Source organism: Mangrovibrevibacter kandeliae, from assembly GCF_024519155.1.
GTDB lineage: Bacteria > Pseudomonadota > Alphaproteobacteria > Rhizobiales > Rhizobiaceae > Mangrovibrevibacter > Mangrovibrevibacter kandeliae.
This window is the reverse complement of record NZ_JANIFJ010000003.1, coordinates 389,473-408,038: the sequence shown is the minus strand read 5'-3', so window position 1 is coordinate 408,038 and position 18,566 is coordinate 389,473. Positions and strand designations below refer to the sequence as shown.

General features: G+C 68.2%; 16 protein-coding genes and 1 tRNA gene. 12 read left to right on the top strand and 5 right to left on the bottom strand.

Annotation, left to right across the window (positions count from 1 at the left end):
• Positions 1-17 precede the first annotated feature (17 nt).
• Both NPA30_RS11545 and NPA30_RS11540 read left to right on the top strand, forming a co-directional pair.
• A complete protein-coding gene (locus NPA30_RS11545) occupies positions 18-707 on the top strand; it encodes a class I SAM-dependent methyltransferase (protein ID WP_256802821.1) in 690 nt (229 codons plus the stop codon).
• Between the two features lie 10 nt (positions 708-717).
• Positions 718-1,533 (top strand): glycosyltransferase family 2 protein, encoded by an 816-nt coding sequence (locus NPA30_RS11540; protein ID WP_256802820.1) that lies wholly within the window; start codon positions 718-720, stop codon positions 1,531-1,533.
• A gap of 169 nt (positions 1,534-1,702) precedes the next feature.
• Here the strand turns inward: NPA30_RS11540 and NPA30_RS11535 are convergent.
• Both NPA30_RS11535 and NPA30_RS11530 read right to left on the bottom strand, forming a co-directional pair.
• Positions 1,703-1,777: transfer RNA gene (locus tag NPA30_RS11535), tRNA-Val, on the bottom strand.
• A 63-nt stretch (positions 1,778-1,840) separates the two neighbouring features.
• Complete coding sequence (locus NPA30_RS11530; RefSeq protein WP_256802819.1) at positions 1,841-2,566, bottom strand: HAD-IA family hydrolase; 726 nt, start codon at positions 2,564-2,566, stop codon at positions 1,841-1,843.
• A gap of 248 nt (positions 2,567-2,814) precedes the next feature.
• Between NPA30_RS11530 and rpiA the strand changes: the two genes are divergently transcribed.
• From rpiA to NPA30_RS11505, 5 genes are all read left to right on the top strand, one after another.
• Positions 2,815-3,513, top strand: coding sequence for a ribose-5-phosphate isomerase RpiA (rpiA, locus tag NPA30_RS11525; protein ID WP_256802818.1), 699 nt, complete (start codon positions 2,815-2,817; stop codon positions 3,511-3,513).
• A 108-nt stretch (positions 3,514-3,621) separates the two neighbouring features.
• On the top strand, positions 3,622-4,173 hold the full coding sequence (locus tag NPA30_RS11520) for a DUF2059 domain-containing protein (protein WP_256802817.1): 552 nt from the start codon (positions 3,622-3,624) through the stop codon (positions 4,171-4,173).
• A gap of 78 nt (positions 4,174-4,251) precedes the next feature.
• Positions 4,252-5,646 (top strand): glutathione-disulfide reductase, encoded by a 1,395-nt coding sequence (gene gor / locus NPA30_RS11515; protein ID WP_256802816.1) that lies wholly within the window; start codon positions 4,252-4,254, stop codon positions 5,644-5,646.
• 55 nt (positions 5,647-5,701) lie between these two features.
• A complete protein-coding gene (locus tag NPA30_RS11510; RefSeq protein WP_256802815.1) occupies positions 5,702-6,334 on the top strand; it encodes a gamma-glutamylcyclotransferase in 633 nt (210 codons plus the stop codon).
• Positions 6,335-6,484: 150 nt separating this feature from the next.
• Entirely contained in the window at positions 6,485-7,864 is a 1,380-nt protein-coding gene (locus tag NPA30_RS11505) for a class II 3-deoxy-7-phosphoheptulonate synthase (protein WP_256802814.1), read from the top strand.
• Between the two features lie 186 nt (positions 7,865-8,050).
• On the opposite strand, the gene NPA30_RS11500 is transcribed toward NPA30_RS11505, so the two are convergent.
• Entirely contained in the window at positions 8,051-8,719 is a 669-nt protein-coding gene (locus NPA30_RS11500) for a DedA family protein (protein ID WP_256802813.1), read from the bottom strand.
• A gap of 175 nt (positions 8,720-8,894) precedes the next feature.
• On the opposite strand from NPA30_RS11500, the gene NPA30_RS11495 reads away from it, so the two are divergent.
• Both NPA30_RS11495 and NPA30_RS11490 read left to right on the top strand, forming a co-directional pair.
• Positions 8,895-9,158 (top strand): hypothetical protein, encoded by a 264-nt coding sequence (locus NPA30_RS11495; RefSeq protein WP_256802812.1) that lies wholly within the window; start codon positions 8,895-8,897, stop codon positions 9,156-9,158.
• 87 nt (positions 9,159-9,245) lie between these two features.
• Entirely contained in the window at positions 9,246-10,640 is a 1,395-nt protein-coding gene (locus tag NPA30_RS11490; RefSeq protein ID WP_256802811.1) for a glutamate--tRNA ligase, read from the top strand.
• 147 nt (positions 10,641-10,787) lie between these two features.
• Here the strand turns inward: NPA30_RS11490 and NPA30_RS11485 are convergent, their stop codons facing one another.
• On the bottom strand, positions 10,788-13,094 hold the full coding sequence (locus NPA30_RS11485) for an NADP-dependent malic enzyme (RefSeq protein WP_256802810.1): 2,307 nt from the start codon (positions 13,092-13,094) through the stop codon (positions 10,788-10,790).
• 175 nt (positions 13,095-13,269) lie between these two features.
• Between NPA30_RS11485 and NPA30_RS11480 the strand changes: the two genes are divergently transcribed.
• The 3 genes from NPA30_RS11480 (at position 13,270) to NPA30_RS11470 (ending at position 17,553) form a co-directional block, all read left to right on the top strand.
• Positions 13,270-14,106, top strand: a complete 837-nt coding sequence (locus NPA30_RS11480) for a UDP-2,3-diacylglucosamine diphosphatase (RefSeq protein ID WP_256802809.1) — start codon at positions 13,270-13,272, stop codon at positions 14,104-14,106.
• 16 nt (positions 14,107-14,122) lie between these two features.
• A complete protein-coding gene (locus NPA30_RS11475; protein WP_256802808.1) occupies positions 14,123-15,154 on the top strand; it encodes a glycosyltransferase family 4 protein in 1,032 nt (343 codons plus the stop codon).
• Between the two features lie 218 nt (positions 15,155-15,372).
• Positions 15,373-17,553, top strand: coding sequence for a methyl-accepting chemotaxis protein (locus tag NPA30_RS11470; RefSeq protein ID WP_256802807.1), 2,181 nt, complete (start codon positions 15,373-15,375; stop codon positions 17,551-17,553).
• Between the two features lie 24 nt (positions 17,554-17,577).
• Here NPA30_RS11470 and dgcA read toward each other — a convergent pair whose 3' ends face one another.
• The gene (gene dgcA, locus NPA30_RS11465) at positions 17,578-18,561 is read right to left on the bottom strand and encodes an N-acetyl-D-Glu racemase DgcA (protein WP_256802806.1); all 984 of its coding nucleotides are present in this window, start codon (positions 18,559-18,561) and stop codon (positions 17,578-17,580) included.
• Positions 18,562-18,566: the final 5 nt, after the last annotated feature.

Here is an 18,566-nt window from a genome sequence, read left to right as displayed (position 1 = left end):
AAGAGCGAGCGTTTTCCATGTCGTCCAGCTCAGACCGTAGAACCCGCGATCCGGTCAACCAGCCCAACATCACTTTCGCCGAGACTCGGGGCGCGATCGCGCTGGGCCTGCTGAAGAGCCGCGAGTGGATCGAGGATCCGCGCCGCTTCCTCTTCTCGCAGGCGCGCTACAAGTTCGTCTCCAAGATGTTGTCGGGCCGACAGAACGTGCTCGAGATCGGCTGCGGCGACGCCTTCAACGCGCCGATCGTGATGCAGGAGGTCAAGGCTCTCACCGTCACCGACTACGACGAGGAGTTCATCAAGGACGCCGCCACGCGCCGCCAGCCGGAATATCCGTACGAGGCTCTGGTGCACAACTTCCTCGAGGACACCTTGCCCGGGCGGTTCGACGCAGCCTATTCGCTCGACGTGCTGGAGCATATCCCCGAGGCGGAGGAGGAGCGCTTCCTCGCCAACATCCGGGCCTGCCTGGAGCCTGACGCGGTGATGATCGTCGGCATGCCCTCGCTGGAGAGCCAGGTCTACGCCTCGCCGGGCAGCAAGGCCGGGCACATCAACTGCAAGACGGCTCCCGACCTCAAGGCGTTGATGGAGCGCTTCTTCCATTCGGTGTTCATGTTCTCGATGAACGACGAGATCGTGCACACGGGCTACCACAAGATGGCCCACTACATCCTGGCGCTCGCAGCGCATCCGCGAAGCTGAGGGCGCTGCGATGACTGGATCCGACGCTCGCCGTGAACTTAGCATCGTCATACCCGCCTATTTCGAGGAAGAGCGGCTGGAGCAGACGACGCTCGAGGCCGTGGAGGCAGCGGAGGCCACCCTCGACGCCTTCGAGATCATCATCGTCAACGACGGCTCGACCGACGGGACGGGGGCGATCGCGGACCGGCTCGCCGCCGCCGATCCCCGGATTTCGGTCATCCATTTCCCGGTCAATCGCGGCGTCGGGGCAGCCTATCGCGCCGGACTGGCGCAGGCGCGCTTTGCCAACCTCACGCTGGTGCCCGGCGACCGCGCCTTCGAGCCTTCCGGAGTCCACCGCCTGTTCCAGGCGGTCGGCCAGGCCGACATGATCATCTCCTATCGTGCCAACCCGGCGGCGCGAATCCCGATCCGGCGACTTCTGTCGCGCATCTGCACGTTTCAGCTCCGCCTCACGACGCGCTGCCAGCTGAAGGATGGCCACAGCCTCTATGTCTGGCCCGTCGCCGAGGCCCGGAAGGTGAGGACGCCGCCCGACTACTCCTATCACCTGGTGACGCTGGTCACGCTGCTTCAGCGCGTGCGCAGCTACGCCGAGGTGCCGGTCACGCTGACGCCGAAGCCGGACGAGCAGTCCCGCGTTCTGCGGTGGGGGGTCGTCCTGACGCTGGCCCGCCGGCTGTCCATCCTGACGGTCCGGTCCTTCCTGCGGTTCTACATGCCGAAGCCGCGGCGGATCGAGGTGGTCAGTCCGTCTTCGCGAATGCCGGCCATGTCCGCGGCTAACTCGGGGCAGCGGCTGCCGCTCGCGGCAGGGAAGTAAGCGCCGGCGTCGCCGGGCCGCCCTTGCAAGCCTGCAAGTCGTGCACCCCAGCGCGCGGTCCTTTGATCGATACGCTCGCGCGGTCTGCGGCGCGAGCGCCGCTACCACGCCGTCGATGGCAGCTGCCGCATGGCACGAGACGGCACGACGGTCGAAGATCGGGAAGTCATGGTGGGCGCGACAGGGTTCGAACCTGTGACCCCTACGGTGTGAACGTAGTGCTCTACCGCTGAGCTACGCGCCCTCCCGGCATCGCCTTCAGGCGGTCCGTGGGGTGGCGCGATATAAGTCGGGTGCCGGCTGCGCGTCAACCTCCAAAAGATCGGTTCGGAGCCGGCGGTGCCGGAGGCGTTTGAGGCCCTTCGACGCGCAGGAGACCGTGCAGGAGCGCCAGGTCCAGCGCGTCGAAGCTTTCGATCCGGGCGCTGGCCGTGCGCCGGGCGAGTTCGCCCGGATCGTAGCCGAAGGTGACGAGGATGGCGGGCACGGAGGCCGCCTTGGCCGTTTCCGTGTCGGTCGCCGTGTCTCCGATCATCACGGCGCATGTCGGGTCGCCGCCGGCCCTCTCGATCGTGCCGAGGAGATGCGACGGATCGGGCTTGCGCCGGGCAAAGGTGTCCGATCCGCAGATCGCCGCGAAGCGCTCCGCGAGCCCAAGCTCGGCCAGCAGAAGGCGCGAGAGGCGCTCGGTCTTGTTGGTGCAGACCGCGAGGATGACGCCATCAGCGCCCAGCCGATCGAGTGCACCGACCGCGCCGGGAAAGGGACGGGAGGCCACCGCGATATGGGCCTCGTAGAAGGCGAGGAAGCGCTGCTGCTGCTCGGTCAGCTCCGGCTCGACGAGCGGCCGGCTCGCCTGCCGGTAAGCTTCCAGGAGCATGGCGCGCGAGCCGTGGCCGGCGTGCGGGCGCACCGTGTCGACCTCGAGCTCCTGCATGCCGGCATGGCGCAGGCAGTGGTTCAGGCTCGCCGTGAGGTCCGGGGCGGTGTCGACGAGGGTCCCGTCGAGATCGAAGACGGCGATCGGCTGCAAGCAACACCTTTCGTGGTCGGACGGCGGCGCCGTGCGGTCAGGGCGAGGGATGCGTCCTGTCCGGCTGCGGGTCAAGCGTTCGTCGCGGTTCGTGTGCCGCCCGGCCGGCACGCCGGACGCCGTCGACGCGACGCGGCTCGCGTTCCGATTTCGCACGGAGAGGCAGGCTTGCGGGGCGGCGGAAGCTTTCCGAGGACCCTGAAAGATTCTACACACCGACGGTCGTCGATGTTGAGAGGCCGCCGGAGATGGATGTCGCAGCGCTGAAGACGGCCGCCGCTGCCGCCGCTCTCGAGCACGTCGAATCCGGTATGCGCCTCGGCATCGGGACGGGCTCGACGGCCGAGGCCTTCGTGGCGCTGCTGGCCGAGCGCGTGGCCGCCGGGCTCGCGGTGGTCGGCGTCGCGACATCGGAGCGCACGGCGGCGCTCTGCCGCGACCTGTCGATCCCCCTGACGACGCTCGACGAGACGCCGGAACTCGACCTCACCATCGACGGGGCTGACGAGCTCGACGGCGCGCTCCGCCTCGTCAAGGGCGGGGGCGGGGCGCTCCTCCGCGAGAAGATCGTTGCCGCCGCTTCGGCCCGCATGATCGTGATTGCCGACGCCGCGAAGCTGGTCGAGGCGCTCGGCACGTTCGCGCTGCCGATCGAGGTCAACCGCTTCGGTCTTGCGTCGACGCGGATCGCGATCGAACGCGCCGCCGACCGCCTCGGGCTGTCGGGGACCATCGACCTGCGCCGGCGTGGGCGCGAAGCCTTCGAGACCGATGGCGGGCACCTCATCCTCGACGCATCTTTTGGCCGCATTCCCGATCCAGAAGCCCTGTCGCTGGCGCTGCATGCCGTGCCGGGCGTGGTCGAGCATGGCTTGTTCCTTGGCCTTGCGACGATGGCGGTCATCGCCTCGCAGGACGGCGTCGAAACCTTGGGCCCTTTGCCCTGACGGGATGCCAAGGGGCCGTGCGCGGGGCTTGCCTCGGGCGCCCGCCAAGGGCTACTCACCCCCGCAACGGAGCGGCGGCAGCCGACATATTCCCCATCCGATGGAGTCATGACCTTCATGCTGTTCAGCCCCAAGATGCGCAACGGCGCGATCGCCGCGGTCGTTCTCGCCGCTAGCCTTGCCGTCGCGCCGCTCCATGCGCAGGAGCAGGACGTCACGCCGTCGCATCTTGCTGCCGCGCGGGCGGCGGTCGAGGCCATCGGCGCCACCGAGCCGTTCGACAACATCCTTCTGAACGCTGCCACTCAGACCAAGTCGGAGCTGATCATCAACAACCCGAATCTCCAGACGGAGATCTCGGACATGGTCGACAAGGAGGCGCTCGCGCTGGCGCCGCGGCGGGCCGATCTGGAGAACGAGATCGCCCGGATCTACGCCAAGCTCTTCACCGAAGAGGAGCTGAAGCAGATCTCCGATTTTTACACCTCGGAGGCGGGCCAGAAGCTGATCAAGCTCGGACCGGTCGCGACCAACGAGATGATGTCGTCGGCCGACGTCTGGACGAAGGGCATCCTGCGCGACCTGCATGACAAGGCCGCAGCCGGAATGAAGGCGCTTGCACCGCAGGCGCCGGCAGCCGGCGCGACGCCGACCAAGTGATCTCGGCCTGATTGCCTCGATCGTGACGACCTCGCGAGCGGCCTCAGTGCCGCTCGTCGCTTTTCGGGAGACCTCAAGGTGACTGACGGCAGCTACGACTACGACCTCTTCGTCATCGGTGGCGGCTCGGGCGGCGTGCGCGCGGCGCGCCGGGCGGCGATGCTGGGCAAGCGTGTCGCCATCGCCGAGGAGTACCGCTTCGGCGGCACCTGCGTCATCCGCGGCTGCGTGCCGAAGAAGCTGATGGTCTACGCCTCGCAGTTCTCGGAGAGCTTCGAGGACGCCGCCGGCTTCGGCTGGAGCGTCGGCGAGCGCAAGTTCGACTGGGCCCAGCTGATCGCCAACAAGGATCGGGAGATCGAACGGCTGGAGGGCATCTATCGCGCCAATGTCGAGAAGGCGGGCGCGCAGATCCTGATGTCGCGCGCCGAGCTCGTCGGCCCGCACGAGATCCGGCTGACCGACAGCGGCCGGACGGTGACGGCGGACCAGATCGTCATCGCCGTCGGCGGGCGCGCCAACCCGCATCCCGGCCTGCCCGGCGCCGAGCACTGCATCACCTCCAACGAGGCGTTTCACCTGAAGCGCCTGCCGCCGGCGATCGTGATCCTCGGCGGCGGCTACATCGCCGTCGAGTTTGCCAACATCTTCCACGGGCTCGGCTCGCAGGTGACACTCGTCTACCGCGGCAAGGAGATCCTGCAGGGCTTCGACGACGACATCCGTCACGAACTGCACCAGGCGATGGTCACCAAGGGGATCGACATCCGCTGCGAGGACACGTTGAGCGAGGTGATCCAGAAGCCGGACGGCCGCTTCGAGGCGCATCTGGCCTGCGGCGAGATTCTGGACGCCTACGAGGTGATGCTGGCGATCGGTCGCAAGGCAAACACCGAGAACCTCGGCTGCGAGGCGGCGGGCGTGACCCTGGACAGCCGCGGCGCGGTGGTGGTCGATGCGTATTCGCGCACCAGTGCCCCGAACATCTGGGCGGTCGGCGACGTCACCCATCGCCTGCAGCTGACGCCGGTGGCGATCCACGAGGCGATGTGCCTCATCCGCACGCTCTACCACGACGATCCGACCGAGCCCGACTACGACACGGTTCCGACGGCGGTCTTCTCGCAACCCGAGATCGGCACGGTCGGCCTCACCGAAGCGCAGGCCGCCAAGGCGTTCGCGAGCGTCGATATCTACCGCGCGTCCTTCAAGCCGATGAAGAACACGCTCTCCGGTCGGCAGGAGCGGATGCTGATGAAGCTCGTCGTCGACGGGTCGACGCAGCGCGTCGTCGGGGCGCATGTGTTCGGTCCCGACGCCGGCGAACTCGCGCAGGTGCTCGGCGTCGCGGTGAAGGCCGGTCTGACCAAGGATCAGTTCGACGCGACGATGGCGCTGCATCCGACCGCGGCCGAGGAGCTCGTCACGATGTACGAGCCCAGCTATCGGCTCGAGGGCGGCGATCGCGTGTGACGGTTTCGCGTCGCCGATGCTTCCCCTCGCTGGAAGTTTCCGTAAACTGCGACTCATGCTTGTCCACGAGGATCACCCCGATCTCCGCCGCCTCCTGGAGGAGGGCAAGGTCGTCAGTTACTTCGGCTACGGGTCGCTGGTGAACCGGCTGACCCTGCGCACGAAGTTCCTTGCCATCCGGCGGGCGCGGGTCCGCGGCTGGCGCCGCTTCTGGATGCCGCGCAGCATCCCGCCGGTCGCGCTGCTGACCGTGCGGCCGGAGGCGCAGTTCGAGACCGAGGGCGTGGTGGTCTTCGATCACGCCGACCATCTGCCGGCGGTGGACGAACGGGAAGCGGGATACAAGCGCCGGCTGGTGCAGCCCGCCCGGGTCAGCGTGGAGCACGGGCCGGCGGCCGGGGTGCCGCTCTTCATCTACGAGGCGTCCCGCGACGAGCCGACCGCGGAGGACGTGTCCTGCATCATCCTCCAGTCCTATCTCGATGCGGTCATGCAGGGCTTCTTCGGCCTCTACGGCGAGAAGGGCCTGCGCCGCTTCGTCGACGAGACCGACGGGTTCGAGGCCGAGGTGCTGCTCGACCGGCTCGCCCCGCGCTACCCGCGCTCGGTGGCGCTGCATCCGGGCGAGGCGGAACTGTTCGACCGGCTGCTGACCGAGCGGGGCGTCAGCTACATCGTGCCATGCTGAAGCGTCACGGATGCGCGGGCGGGATGACAAGCCCGGCAGGAGTGCTATAAGCCCGCCTTTGGACGCGACGGTTCGAACGAACGTCTCGCGCCCCTGCAACCCAGACAGCGATCGGCACGGCAGAGGCGGAGGCTCTCGCGAGGAGAGGCAATGAGCATGGACTGGACCCCCGGCAGCTGGCGCACGAAGCCCATCGAGCAGGTGCCGGCTTATCCCGATCCGCTCGCGCTCGCCGAAACCGAGAAGCGGCTGTCGACCTTTCCGCCGCTGGTCTTTGCAGGTGAGGCCCGCAAGCTGATGCGCGCGCTCGGCGAGGTCGCCGAGGGCCGCGCGTTCCTGCTGCAGGGCGGCGACTGCGCCGAAAGCTTCGCCGAGCATGGCGCCGACAACATCCGCGACTTCTTCCGCGCCTTCCTGCAGATGGCGGTGGTGCTGACCTTCGCCGCGTCCTCGCCGGTGGTGAAGGTCGGGCGCATCGCTGGTCAGTTCGCCAAGCCGCGTTCGAACCCGGACGAGACCCGCGACGGCCAGACGCTCCCGTCCTACCGCGGCGACATCATCAATGGCATCGAGTTCGACGAGGCTTCGCGAATCCCGAACCCGGAGCGCCAGGAGATGGCCTACCGGCAGTCGGCCGCCACGCTGAATCTGCTGCGCGCCTTCGCGCAGGGCGGCTACGCCAACCTGGAGAACGTCCACACCTGGATGCTCGGCTTCCTCGCCGACAGCCCGCAGGCCGCGCGCTACCGCCAGCTCGCCGACCGCATCTCCGAGACGATGCATTTCATGCGGGCGATCGGCATCAACGCCGAGAGCCATCCGTCGCTGCGCGAGACCGACTTCTTCACCAGCCACGAGGCGCTGCTGCTCGGCTACGAGGAGGCGCTGACGCGCGTCGATTCAACCTCCGGCGACTGGTACGCCACGTCCGGTCACATGATCTGGATCGGCGACCGGACCCGTCAGGAGAACAACGCGCACGTCGAGTTCTGCCGCGGGATCCGCAATCCGATTGGCCTCAAGTGCGGGCCCTCGCTCGAGCCGGACGGCCTGATCCGCCTGATCGACAAGCTGAACCCGGACAACATTCCCGGCCGCCTCACGCTGATCGCCCGCTTCGGCCACGAGAAGGTCGAGGCACATCTGCCGAAGCTGATCCGGGCCGTGCAGAAGGAGGGCCGCAAGGTCGTCTGGTCCTGCGATCCGATGCACGGCAACACGATCACGCTGAACGGCTACAAGACCCGCCCCTTCGACCGCATCCTGGCGGAGGTGCAGTCCTTCTTCGACGTGCACCATGCCGAGGGCACGCATGCCGGCGGCATCCACGTGGAGATGACCGGCAAGGACGTCACCGAGTGCACCGGCGGCACGCGGGCGGTCTCGGCGGAAGATCTGTCCGACCGCTACCACACCCACTGCGATCCACGGCTGAACGCCACGCAGGCGCTGGAACTCGCCTTCCTCGTCGCCGAGCTTCTGAAGAAGGACCGTGAGTCGGTGCCGGCGCGCAAGGCCGTCAACTTCTGACGGCGGCCCTCGGGCTGCCCGCAAGGCGGCCCGGCATCCCCGGCCTGCGGATCCGGCGCGCGGACGGCGCTGGCGACATCGCTGCGCCGAAGACGTCGTGATCGGTCACCTGCGCCGGACCGGTTCTCTTGCCGCGCTGCCCGGCGAGGGCCGCCCGGATGCCTCGCAGTTCGAGGCGCGCCGCCTTCAGTCTTCCGAGGAGCCGCCGGGTACGCCTTCGGCCCGCGTCTTGATCCGCACGAGGCCGTCATGGCCTTCGCTGCCACGGCGTCGCGGCAGGATGCGCCGGGCGAACACCGGCCCCCACTGGCGCCACGCGAACCAGCCGGCGAGGGCGACCGCGATGACGCCGAGGGTGATCCCGAGCGACCGCTCCATCAGCTCGAGCTGGGCGAAGACCGAGCCGATCGAATAGCCGAAGACGAAGCCGATCGACGTGAACAGGCCGGCCCAGATCGCCGCGCCGACGAAGTTCAGCACGAGGAACCGCGTGAGACTGATCCTCGACATGCCGAGGGCGATGAGCCCGGGCACGCGCAGTCCGTAGATGTAGCGGTTCACGATCACGAAGAATGCCTGATAGCGTTCGACGAGCTTCAGGGCCTTGGCGAATTTCGGCCGCGCGCGCCATCGTGCCACCCAGCGGTGACCGCTGAAGAAGCGCGCGAAGAGAAACACCGCGAGATCGCCGAGAAACGAGCCGACGAAGGCCAGGAGCGCGATGAACTCGAGCGAGTAGATACCGCGATAGGCGAGAAAGCCGCCGACGATCGCGAACACCTCGCCTTCGACGAAGGTGCCCGCGAAGACGATCACGGGGCCGAACTCGCTGATGAGATTCAGGATATCGTACACACTCACTCCGTGCGCTGGCCGGCGATCCCTGTGCGGTGGAACCACGACGGCACGACGACGTGGTATCTGGCAAACTTTCTTGACAGAAAAAAGTGCCGAAGGGCTGAGGATTTGTCATGGTGATTGAAAAGTGCACAGCCGCGGGGTGCCAGGTGTCGCCAGCGAGGGCTCGCGCATGACGGACGGGGAACTCCCTCCGCTCGCCTCGCTGGCTCCGATGCTGGTGCTGGTCGGACTCCTCTTCCTCCTGCGCTACGGCCTGGTGACGTGGCGCCTCAAGCGTCGCGGCGGCACGGCCGCCGCCGCCGGCGGCGCGGCTCTTCAAGGCGCCGGCGGGGCCGAGCGGCGCTATGCCCGGCGCCAGCTGTGGATCGGCGTGCCACTGCTCGTCGCCGGCCTTCTCGCGTATGGCTGGCTGCTCGCTTCGGCGCTGGTGTGAGTTGAAGGGTGGCGTGCAGGCGCGTTCGCTGCACCTGCATGATCATCGCCGATTGCCTCCGCAGCGTCTTTTGAATACCTCCCGGGCATGATCCCGACCGTCCGCTTCGCGCCGTCGCCGACCGGCTTCCTGCACATCGGCAATCTGCGCCCGGCGCTGTTCAACTGGCTCTATGCCCGCCGATACGGCGGCCGCTTTCTCCTGCGCTTCGACGACACCGACATCCAGCGCTCGAAGCCGGAATATGCCGAGGCGATCCTTCAGGATCTGCGGTGGATCGGCATCGCCACCGACTGGGTGGAGCGCCAGTCGGACCGTCTCGCGCAGTACGACGCGGCGGCGGACTCCCTGCGGGCCAGCGGCGTGCTCTATCCATGCTGGGAGACGCCGGAGGAGTTGGAGCGCCGGCGCAAGCGGCAGATGGCGCGCGGCCTGCCGCCGATCTATGGGCGCGAAGCGCTTCGTCTGACCGAGGCGGAGCGTGCGGCTCACGAAGCCGAGGGCCGACGTCCGCACTGGCGGTTCCGGCTCCCGAACTTCACCGACGATCCGGCACGGCCGGAACGGACAGAGCTGCACTGGGACGACCTCGTGCGCGGCCGGCAGACGGTCGATCTCGGCTCGCTCTCCGACCCTGTCCTGGTGCGCGAGGACGGCAGCTACCTCTATACGCTCACCTCGGTGGTGGACGACGGCGCCTTCGGCATCACCCACGTCATTCGCGGCGACGACCACGTCACCAACACCGGGGTGCAGATCGCGATCTTCGAGGCGCTGGGCCTGCCGGTGCCGGTGTTCGGGCATCACAACCTGATCACCACGATCGATGGGGAGGGCCTGTCGAAACGCACCGGCGCCCTGTCGCTGCGTGCCCTGCGCCAGGACGGCTACGAGCCGATGGCCGTCGCCTCACTTGCGACGCTGGTCGGTCTGCCAGGGGCGATCGAGGCGCTGCCGGACCTCGACGCACTGGCCGCGCGAGTCGACCTCACCGAGGGCGGCAGCTCCGCTTCGAAGTTCGACCCGGCCGAGCTCGATCGCCTGAATGCCGACCTCGTGCACGCCATGCCCTATGCCGCGGCCGCCGAGCGTCTCAGGGCATTTTGCGTGCCGGACGCCGAGGCGGAGGCGTTCTGGCTGGCGGTGCGGGGCAACTGCACCCGCGTGGCCGATGCAGCACTGTGGCGCGACGTCGTATACGGCGCGGTACCTCCGACGGCGCCGGCCGGCGAGGACGCCGTCTTTCTCGGCAGTGCCGCCGCGCTGCTGCCGCCGGCGCCCTGGGACGGCGCGGCGTGGAAGGCCTGGACCGGCAAGGTGAAGGAATTGACGGGCCGCAAGGGGCGTGCGCTGTTCATGCCTCTGCGGCTCGCCCTGACCGGGCTCGATCACGGCCCGGAGATGAGCGAGCTCCTGCCGCTGATCGGCCGGGACCGCGCCGTGGCGCGGCTCACGGCGGCCGCCGCTCGACAAGAGGGGTAAGCCCACCGCGACGCCGGCAAACACCCGCATCCTGCGGCAACCCGCAGGGCCCGCGAAGGGCGGGGATGTCGCCACGCCCTCGCATTCGCCGTGACGCTTCGAGGTTCGTTCCGGCGCGTCTCAGGACCGTGTCGCGCCGGGGCGTGATCAGCTGCCGCGCTGCACCGCCTCGGCGACCGCGATCGCAGCGATGTTAACGATCCCGCGCGAGGTGACCGACGGCGTCAGGATGTGCGCCGGCGAGCGCGCGCCCATCAGGATCGGGCCGACATGCAGGGAATCGGTCATCGCCTTGACCACGTTCATGGTGATGTTCGCCGCATCGAGATTGGGGAAGACGAGGAGGTTCGCCTCTCCGGTCAGCGTCGTGTGCGGCATCACCCGGCGGCGCAGCGGCTCCGACAGCGCAGCGTCGCCGTGCATCTCGCCGTCGATCTCGAGATCGGGCGCCTGCTCGCGGATCAGCTGCAGCGCGATGCGCAGCTTCTTGGTCTCGTCGGTCTCGTCCGTGCCAAAATTGGAGTGGGAGACGAGCGCCGCCTTCGGCGTCAGGCCGAAGCGCCGGATCTCGGCCGCCGCGAGCAGCGTCATCTCGGCGATCTCCTCGGCCGAGGGCTGGCGTTGGACATAGGTGTCGAGGAAGAACTTCGAGCCCTGTGGCGAGATCAGCAGGCTGACGGCGGCGAACTTGCAGACGCCATCGGCGAGCCCGATCACCTGGCGGATGTCGCGCAAGTGCGGCGCGTAGCGCCCTTCGAGGCCGCAGATCAGCGCGTCCGCTTCGCGCCGCGACACGGCGATGGCGCCGATCACCGTGGTGTTGGTGCGAACCACGGTGCGGGCGGTGTCCGGGTTCACGCCCTTGCGACCGACCTTGGAGAAGTAGTGATCGACGTAATCGCGGTAGCGCGGGTCGTCCTCCGGGTTCACCACTTCGAAATCGGTCTTCGGGCGGATCTTCAGCCCGTAGCGCTCCAGCCGGTTGGTGATGACGCCGGGGCGACCGATCAGGATCGGGACGCCGAGCCGCTCCTCCAGCATCACCTGCGCGGCGCGCAGCACGCGCTCGTCCTCGCCGTCGGCGAAGATGACCCGCTTGCCCGAATCGCGCGCGATCTGGAACACCGGCTTCATGATCAGCCGCGAGCGGTAGACGAAGCGGTTGAGCCGATCGAGATAGGCGTCGACGTCCACGATCGGCCGGCCGGCGACGCCGGTCGCCTCGGCCGCCTTGGCGACGGCGGGGGCAATCTTCAGGATCAGCCGCGGGTCGAAGGGCGAGGGGATCAGGTAGTCCGGTCCGAAGATCGGCGTTTCGGCGCCGAGCGCCTGCGCCGCCACCTCCGACACGTCCTCGCGCGCCAGGGCCGCGATGGCGTCCACCGCGGCGATCTTCATCTCTTCGTTGATCGTCGTCGCGCCGCAGTCGAGCGCGCCGCGGAAGATGAAGGGGAAGCAGATGACGTTGTTCACCTGGTTCGGGAAATCCGACCGGCCGGTGCAGATCATCGCATCCGGACGCACCGCGCGCGCGAGCTCGGGCATGATCTCCGGCGTCGGATTGGCGAGCGCCAGGATCAGCGGCCGGTCGGCCATCTTCTCAAGGTATTCGGGCTTCAGGACACCGCCGGCCGATAGACCGAGAAAGACGTCTGCGCCCTCGATCGCCTCGGCGAGCGTGCGCATCGAGGTGTCCTTGGCATAGGCCGCCTTCCAGCGGTCCATGTGCGCCTGACGTCCCGTGTAGACGACGCCCTCGATGTCGGTGCACAGGATGTTCTCGATTCGCGCGCCGAGCGAGACGAGGAGGTTGAGGCAGGCGAGCGCAGCGGCACCGGCGCCGGAGGTGACGATCTTCACCTCCGCGATGTCCTTGCCGGCCAACATCAGCGCGTTGCGCACCGCCGCCGCCACGATGATCGCCGTCCCGTGCTGGTCGTCGTGGAAGACCGGGATGCCCATGCGCTTGCGCAGGCGCTCCTCGATCTCGAAGCACTCGGGCGCCTTGATGTCCTCGAGATTGATGCCGCCGAAGGTCGGCTCCAGCGCGGCCACGACGTCGACCATGCGCTCGATCTCGAGCGCGTCCACCTCGATGTCGAAGACATCGATGTCGGCGAACTTCTTGAACAGGACGGCCTTGCCCTCCATCACCGGCTTGGAGGCGAGAGGGCCGATATTGCCGAGGCCGAGCACCGCCGTGCCGTTGGAGACGACGCCGACGAGGTTGGCCCGGCTGGTGTAATCCGCGGCCTTCGACGGATCGGCGGCGATCTGCCGGCAGGGCGCCGCAACGCCGGGCGAATAGGCGAGCGCCAGGTCGCGCTGGTTGCCGAGGGGCTTCGACGCTTCGATCACCAGTTTTCCGGGCTTCGGATACCGGTGGTAGAAGAGCGCCTGCTCGTCGAGTTCGCTCAGGGCCGGCGCCGCGTCGGTCTTCTGGCCGTCTGACATCGTAATTCTCCCCAGATTTCGGCGCTTCTATTGGCGCGGCCGGTATACGGCAAGCCACCGGAGGTTTTCTATGGGCGGTGAGGCTCGGCGTCCTGCGCGTCACACGAGTGCAATGTGAATCGGGCAAGCCCTTCGAGATGCCCCTTAGCGAGCTAAAGGCGGAAACGGCGTCAAGATGTCAAACACACCGCAAGCCCCGGCCGCCCGGCACTTCCGGACCCTGTTCATCTCCGATGTCCATCTGGGCTCCAAGGCCGCGCAGGCCGATCTCCTGGTCGATTTCCTGCGCCTTCACGACGCGGAGACCATCTATCTCGTCGGCGACATCGTCGACGGCTGGCGGCTGAAGCGCAGCTGGCACTGGCCGCAGTCACACAACGACGTCGTGCAGAAGCTGCTGCGCAAGGCGCGCAAGGGCTCGCGCATCGTCTACATCCCCGGCAATCACGACGAGTTCCTGCGCGACTTCCCCGGCGAGCATTTCGGCGGCGTCGAGGTGAAGCTGAACGACGTGCACGAGACGGCCGACGGCCGCCGCTTCCTGGTGATCCACGGCGACGAATTCGACATCGTCGTGCGCAATGCCCGCGTCATCGCCTATCTCGGCGACTGGGCCTACGACATGGCGATCGCCATCAACCTCGTTTTCAACCGGGTTCGCCGCCGCCTGGGGTTTTCCTACTGGTCGTTCTCGTCCTGGGCCAAGCTGAAGGTGAAGAACGCGGTGAACTTCATCGGCGCCTTCGAGACCGCGCTCGCCGAGGAGGCGCAGCGGCAGGGCTGCGACGGCGTGATCTGCGGCCATATCCATCATGCGGTGATGAACGAGCGCTCGGGCATCGAATACGTCAACACGGGCGATTGGGTGGAGAGCTGCACCGCCGTTGCCGAGCGACACGACGGCTCCTTCGAGCTGATTCGCTGGGCCGAGGTGCTCGCCGAGCGCAAGGTCATGGCGCCGCGCAATGGCTGGAGCAAGGCGGACGCCGAGAACACCGTGGAAGCGGCCTGAGGCACGGGACCGGCCGATGCGCTGCCTCATTGCGACGGATGCCTGGTATCCGCAGATCAACGGCGTCGTGCGCACGCTCACCAGTCTCGCCGATCAGTTGCGCGCGCGGGGCATCGAAGTGCGCGTCGTCTCGCCGCAGGATTTCGTCACCGTCCCGTGCCCGACCTATCCGCAGATCCGGCTCGCGCTGGCGCGCTCGTCCCGGCTGGCGGAGATCATCGAGGCGTTCGACCCCGATTCGCTCCACATCGCGACGGAGGGACCGATCGGCTTCGCTGCCCGGCGTGCGGCGATCCGCGCGGGCCGGCGCTTCACCACCAGCTTCCACACGCGCTTCCCGGAATACCTGCGTCAGCGCGCGCCGATCCCCGAGCCCTTCACCTATGCGCTGCTGCGACGCTTCCACAGCCCTGCGGCCGCCTGCCTGGTGCCAACCGAAGGGATGCGCCGCGATCTCGGCCGACGCGGCTTCGACAATCTCGTCACCTGGACGCGGGGCGTCGACCGCAGCACCTTCCGGCCGATCGAGCCCGTGCCGCTCGATCTTGCGGGGCCCATCTTCCTTACCGTGTCGCGGATCGCGCCCGAGAAGAACCTCGAGGGGTTCCTCGATCTCGACCTGCCTGGTTCGAAGGTGGTCGTCGGCGACGGACCGAAGCTGGAGGAGATGCGCCGGCGGTATCCGAAGGTGCATTTCGCCGGCGCCAAGGTCGGGGAGGACCTGACCCGCTACTATTGCGCCGCAGACGTCTTCGTTTTCCCGTCGCGCACCGACACCTTCGGCATCGTCCTGATCGAGGCGCTGGCCTGCGGCGTGCCGATCGCGGCCTTCCATGAACCGGGACCGGTCGACGTGATCGGCACCTCGGCCGCGGGGGCGATGTCGGACGACCTGCGGGAGGCCTGCCTGCGGGCCCTGACGCTGAGCCGCGAAGCCGCGCTCGCGCGCTCCCAGCTCTTCAGCTGGGAAGCCTGCGCCGACATCTTCCTCGAAACGTTCAACCGGCATCTGCCCGGCGTCCGGAACACCTCGAGCGCGGCCGGCTGATCCTCGAGGCCCGGGGAAAGCCGCTCGACCTCATCCGTCTCGGGCAGAGGACCGCGAGAGATGGTCAAGGAAGGTGACGGATGATCTTGAGGTGACCTTCAGTAAAATTCTAATCGACCGTTATATACTTCGATTTCACCTGATCGCGCCAGGGTGTGTCCGTCATCGACGTCAACCTGTGGTGCGAGTTCGCTCGCATCGGAAGCGAGTGCGTGTTCATGAAGGTCAGCGACGTCTCGATCCGGACCCGTCTTCTGATCGGTCTCAGCGTGCCGATGGCGGCGCTCGTGCTGCTCGGCGGACGCGAGATATCCGGCGCACGCGAGGAGAGCCGCGTCATGCAGCAGCTGCTGCAGACGACGACCACCCTCGGCGACATCGGACGACTGATCGGCAACCTGCAGGTCGAGCGCGGCAATTCGGCCGGTTTCATCGGCAGCCAAGGCGCAAAGTTCGCAGCGGAGCTGCGCGCCGCGCGACAGGCGGCCGACGAGACGCTGCCGCTGCTGTCTGCGGTGCGCACGCGGCTTTCCGCCGACGGCCGGCCGACGCTGTCGGACGAGGCACGGAAGATCGAGCAGACGCTTGCCCGACTGCCCGATCTGCGCAAGCGGATGGACGCTCTCAGCCTCACCGGCGGTGAGAGCTTCGTCTATTACACCGGCGTCATCGACGACCTGATCCGTCTGGTCGACGCAACGGCAGCCGGCGGTCACGTCGGCGAGGTCGTCGAGACGATCGACGTCTATCGAGAGATCCTCCTCGCCAAGGAACTGGCGGGTCAGGAGCGGGGCATGGGCGCCGGCGCGATCGCGGCCGGCCGCTTCACGCCACAGACGTTCGCCGCCTTCGTGCCGCTGGCCGGCGGCGAGCAGTTCCTCCTCGACCGCTACATCCGCTGGCTTCCTGCAGAGGACCGTGCCGCGGCGCAGGGCGAGCTCGAGGCCGCCGGCAGGGATCGGCTCGCGCAGTTCCGCGTCGAGATGCTGAAACAGGGGCAGGCGACCGATCTCAGCTCCCTCGACCCCAGGGCTTGGTTCGACACGGCGACACAGGTGATCCAGACGATGAACGTCTTCACCGGTCGCGTGCTGGCCTCGATCGAGGAGGAAGCCGAGGCGCGCAGCGCGTCGGCGCACGTGCGGATGATCGCGACGGCCGCGGCCCTCGCCGCCGTTTTCGCCGTGATGCTGGGGGTGCTGATGTGCTCGGTGCACTTCGTCGTTCGGCCGCTCCGGCGTCTGACCGTCGCGATGCGCAAGCTCGCCACGGGCGTCGTCGACATGGGCGGCGTCGACACGGACGGAAAGGACGAGATCGGCGAGATGGCGCGCGCCGTGAAGGACTTCGCGGTCTTCACCGAACGGACCGCCGAGCAGCGCCGGCAGGACGACGCGCGCAGCGCTGCGGAAAAGGAGAGGGAGCGCATCGCCGCGGACGCCGAACGCGCCCGGCGGGCCGCGGAGATACAGGCCGCGCTCGACGCGCTGGGAACAGGCTTGCGCCAGCTCGCCGATGGCGACGTCAGCTGCGACATCCGCCAGCGCTTTGCCAGCGAGCTCGATCCGGTTCGCGAGCATTTCAACGGCTCGATCGAGAAGCTGTCGGCCACGCTCGCCGCGGTGCGCACCGTGGTCGAGGCCGTGCACGGCGGTATCGACGAGCTGCGGGGCGCGAGCAACGACCTCGCCGGGCGCACCGAACGCCAGGCGGCCTCGCTGGAGGAGACCGCCGCCGCGCTGTCCGAGATTTCGTCGAGCATCAACGCGACGGCCGAACGGGCCGGGCGGGCCAGCACGCTCGCGGACGAGGCGGATCGCTTCGCTGCCGATTCTGCTGCGATCGTGCGGCGCAGCATCGTGGCCATCGAAACCGTCGCGGATTCGTCCAAACAGATCAGCCAGATCACCGGCACGATCGACGAAATCGCCTTCCAGACCAATCTCCTGGCGCTGAATGCCGGGGTGGAGGCGGCGCGGGCGGGCGAGTCCGGCAAGGGCTTTGCCGTCGTCGCACAGGAGGTGCGCCTGCTCGCGCAGCGCTCGGCCGAGGCTGCCAAGGAAATCAAGAGCCTCATCGGCCGCGCGACGCTGGAAGTGGAGGAGGGCGTCAATCTTTCCGGTCAGACGGGTGAGGCGCTGCAGGGAATCCAGGAGCGCGTCACCACGCTGCGCGAGGAGGTGCGCGACATCGTGAGCGCGTCGCGCTCACAGGCCCACACCATCGCGGAGATCAACGGCGCGATCGGCCAGATGGACCGCTTCACCCAGCAGAACGCGGCGATGGTGGAAGAATCGACCGCGGCTGCCGGCGAACTGGCTGACCACGCCGCGCGCCTCGCCCGCCACGTCGCGGCCTTCCGCTTCAGGGACGCCACGCCGCGCCGTCAGGTCGCCTGAGCCGGCGCGCGCAGGGCCGAAGCTTCAGCCCCAGAGGGCCGGCGATGGCGGCGACACGGTCGAGCGCGAATAGGTGAGCCCGTGCGGCCTGTCGTGCCGCAGCAGGAGAGGGCCGTCGAGGTCGACGATGTCGGCGTGCTGCGCGAGCAGGACGGCCGGTGCCATCGACAGCGAGGAGCCGACCATGCAGCCGACCATGACGCCGAAGCCGTTGCGGCGCGCCGCCCGCAGAAGCGCGACCGCCTCGGTCAGCCCGCCGGTCTTGTCGAGCTTGACGTTGACGAAGTCGTAGCGCCCGACGAGCCCGTCGACGTCCGCGGCGACGTGCAGCGACTCGTCGGCGCAGATCGGCACGGGGTGCGGGATCTCGGCGAGCATCGCGTCCCTGCCGGCCGGCAGCGGCTGCTCGACCAGGACGACGCCGGCGGCCGCAGCCGCCATCAGGTTCTGGCGAACATTGTCCTGCGTCCAGCCCTCGTTGGCGTCGAGGATCAGCCGCGCGCCGTTCGACGCGGCATGGACGGCACGGATCCGCTCGATGTCGTTGTCGCCGCCGACCTTGATCTTCAGGAGCCGGCGATCGGCCGCCGCGCGTGCCGCCTCGGCCATCTCGGCGGGGCTGCCGAGCGAGATCGTGTAGGCGGTCTCGAGCGGGCGGGCCGGCCGGTCGCAGACGATCTCGGCGACCGGTCGATGCTGTTGCTTCGCCTCGAGGTCCCAGAGGGCGCAGTCGACCGCGTTGCGCGCCGCGCCGGGAGGCATCAGCGTCTGCACCTCGGCGCGGCTCGCGCCGTCGCCGATCGCCGAGGCGATCGCTTCGATCGCCTCCTGGACACTCTCCAGGCTCTCCCCGTAGCGGGCATACGGTACGCACTCGCCGTGGCCGCAGGCCTCGCCGTCTTCGATCCGGCAGACGACGACCGCAGCCTCCGTCTTGGCGCCGCGCGAGATGACGAAGGCAGTGGCGAGCGGAAACCGCTCGACTGTTACCGAAAGACGACGCGCCATAAAAA

Coding starts and splice junctions, on each gene's coding strand:
- NPA30_RS11540 (WP_256802820.1), top strand. CDS start 718: ATGACTGGATCCGACGCTCGCCGTGAACTTAGCATCGTCATACCCGCC.
- dgcA (WP_256802806.1), bottom strand. CDS start 18,561: ATGGCGCGTCGTCTTTCGGTAACAGTCGAGCGGTTTCCGCTCGCCACT.
- NPA30_RS11545 (WP_256802821.1), top strand. CDS start 18: ATGTCGTCCAGCTCAGACCGTAGAACCCGCGATCCGGTCAACCAGCCC.
- rpiA (WP_256802818.1), top strand. CDS start 2,815: ATGGATGTCGCAGCGCTGAAGACGGCCGCCGCTGCCGCCGCTCTCGAG.
- NPA30_RS11495 (WP_256802812.1), top strand. CDS start 8,895: ATGACGGACGGGGAACTCCCTCCGCTCGCCTCGCTGGCTCCGATGCTG.
- NPA30_RS11480 (WP_256802809.1), top strand. CDS start 13,270: ATGTCAAACACACCGCAAGCCCCGGCCGCCCGGCACTTCCGGACCCTG.
- NPA30_RS11490 (WP_256802811.1), top strand. CDS start 9,246: ATGATCCCGACCGTCCGCTTCGCGCCGTCGCCGACCGGCTTCCTGCAC.
- NPA30_RS11520 (WP_256802817.1), top strand. CDS start 3,622: ATGACCTTCATGCTGTTCAGCCCCAAGATGCGCAACGGCGCGATCGCC.
- NPA30_RS11475 (WP_256802808.1), top strand. CDS start 14,123: ATGCGCTGCCTCATTGCGACGGATGCCTGGTATCCGCAGATCAACGGC.
- NPA30_RS11510 (WP_256802815.1), top strand. CDS start 5,702: ATGCTTGTCCACGAGGATCACCCCGATCTCCGCCGCCTCCTGGAGGAG.
- NPA30_RS11505 (WP_256802814.1), top strand. CDS start 6,485: ATGAGCATGGACTGGACCCCCGGCAGCTGGCGCACGAAGCCCATCGAG.
- NPA30_RS11470 (WP_256802807.1), top strand. CDS start 15,373: ATGAAGGTCAGCGACGTCTCGATCCGGACCCGTCTTCTGATCGGTCTC.
- NPA30_RS11485 (WP_256802810.1), bottom strand. CDS start 13,094: ATGTCAGACGGCCAGAAGACCGACGCGGCGCCGGCCCTGAGCGAACTC.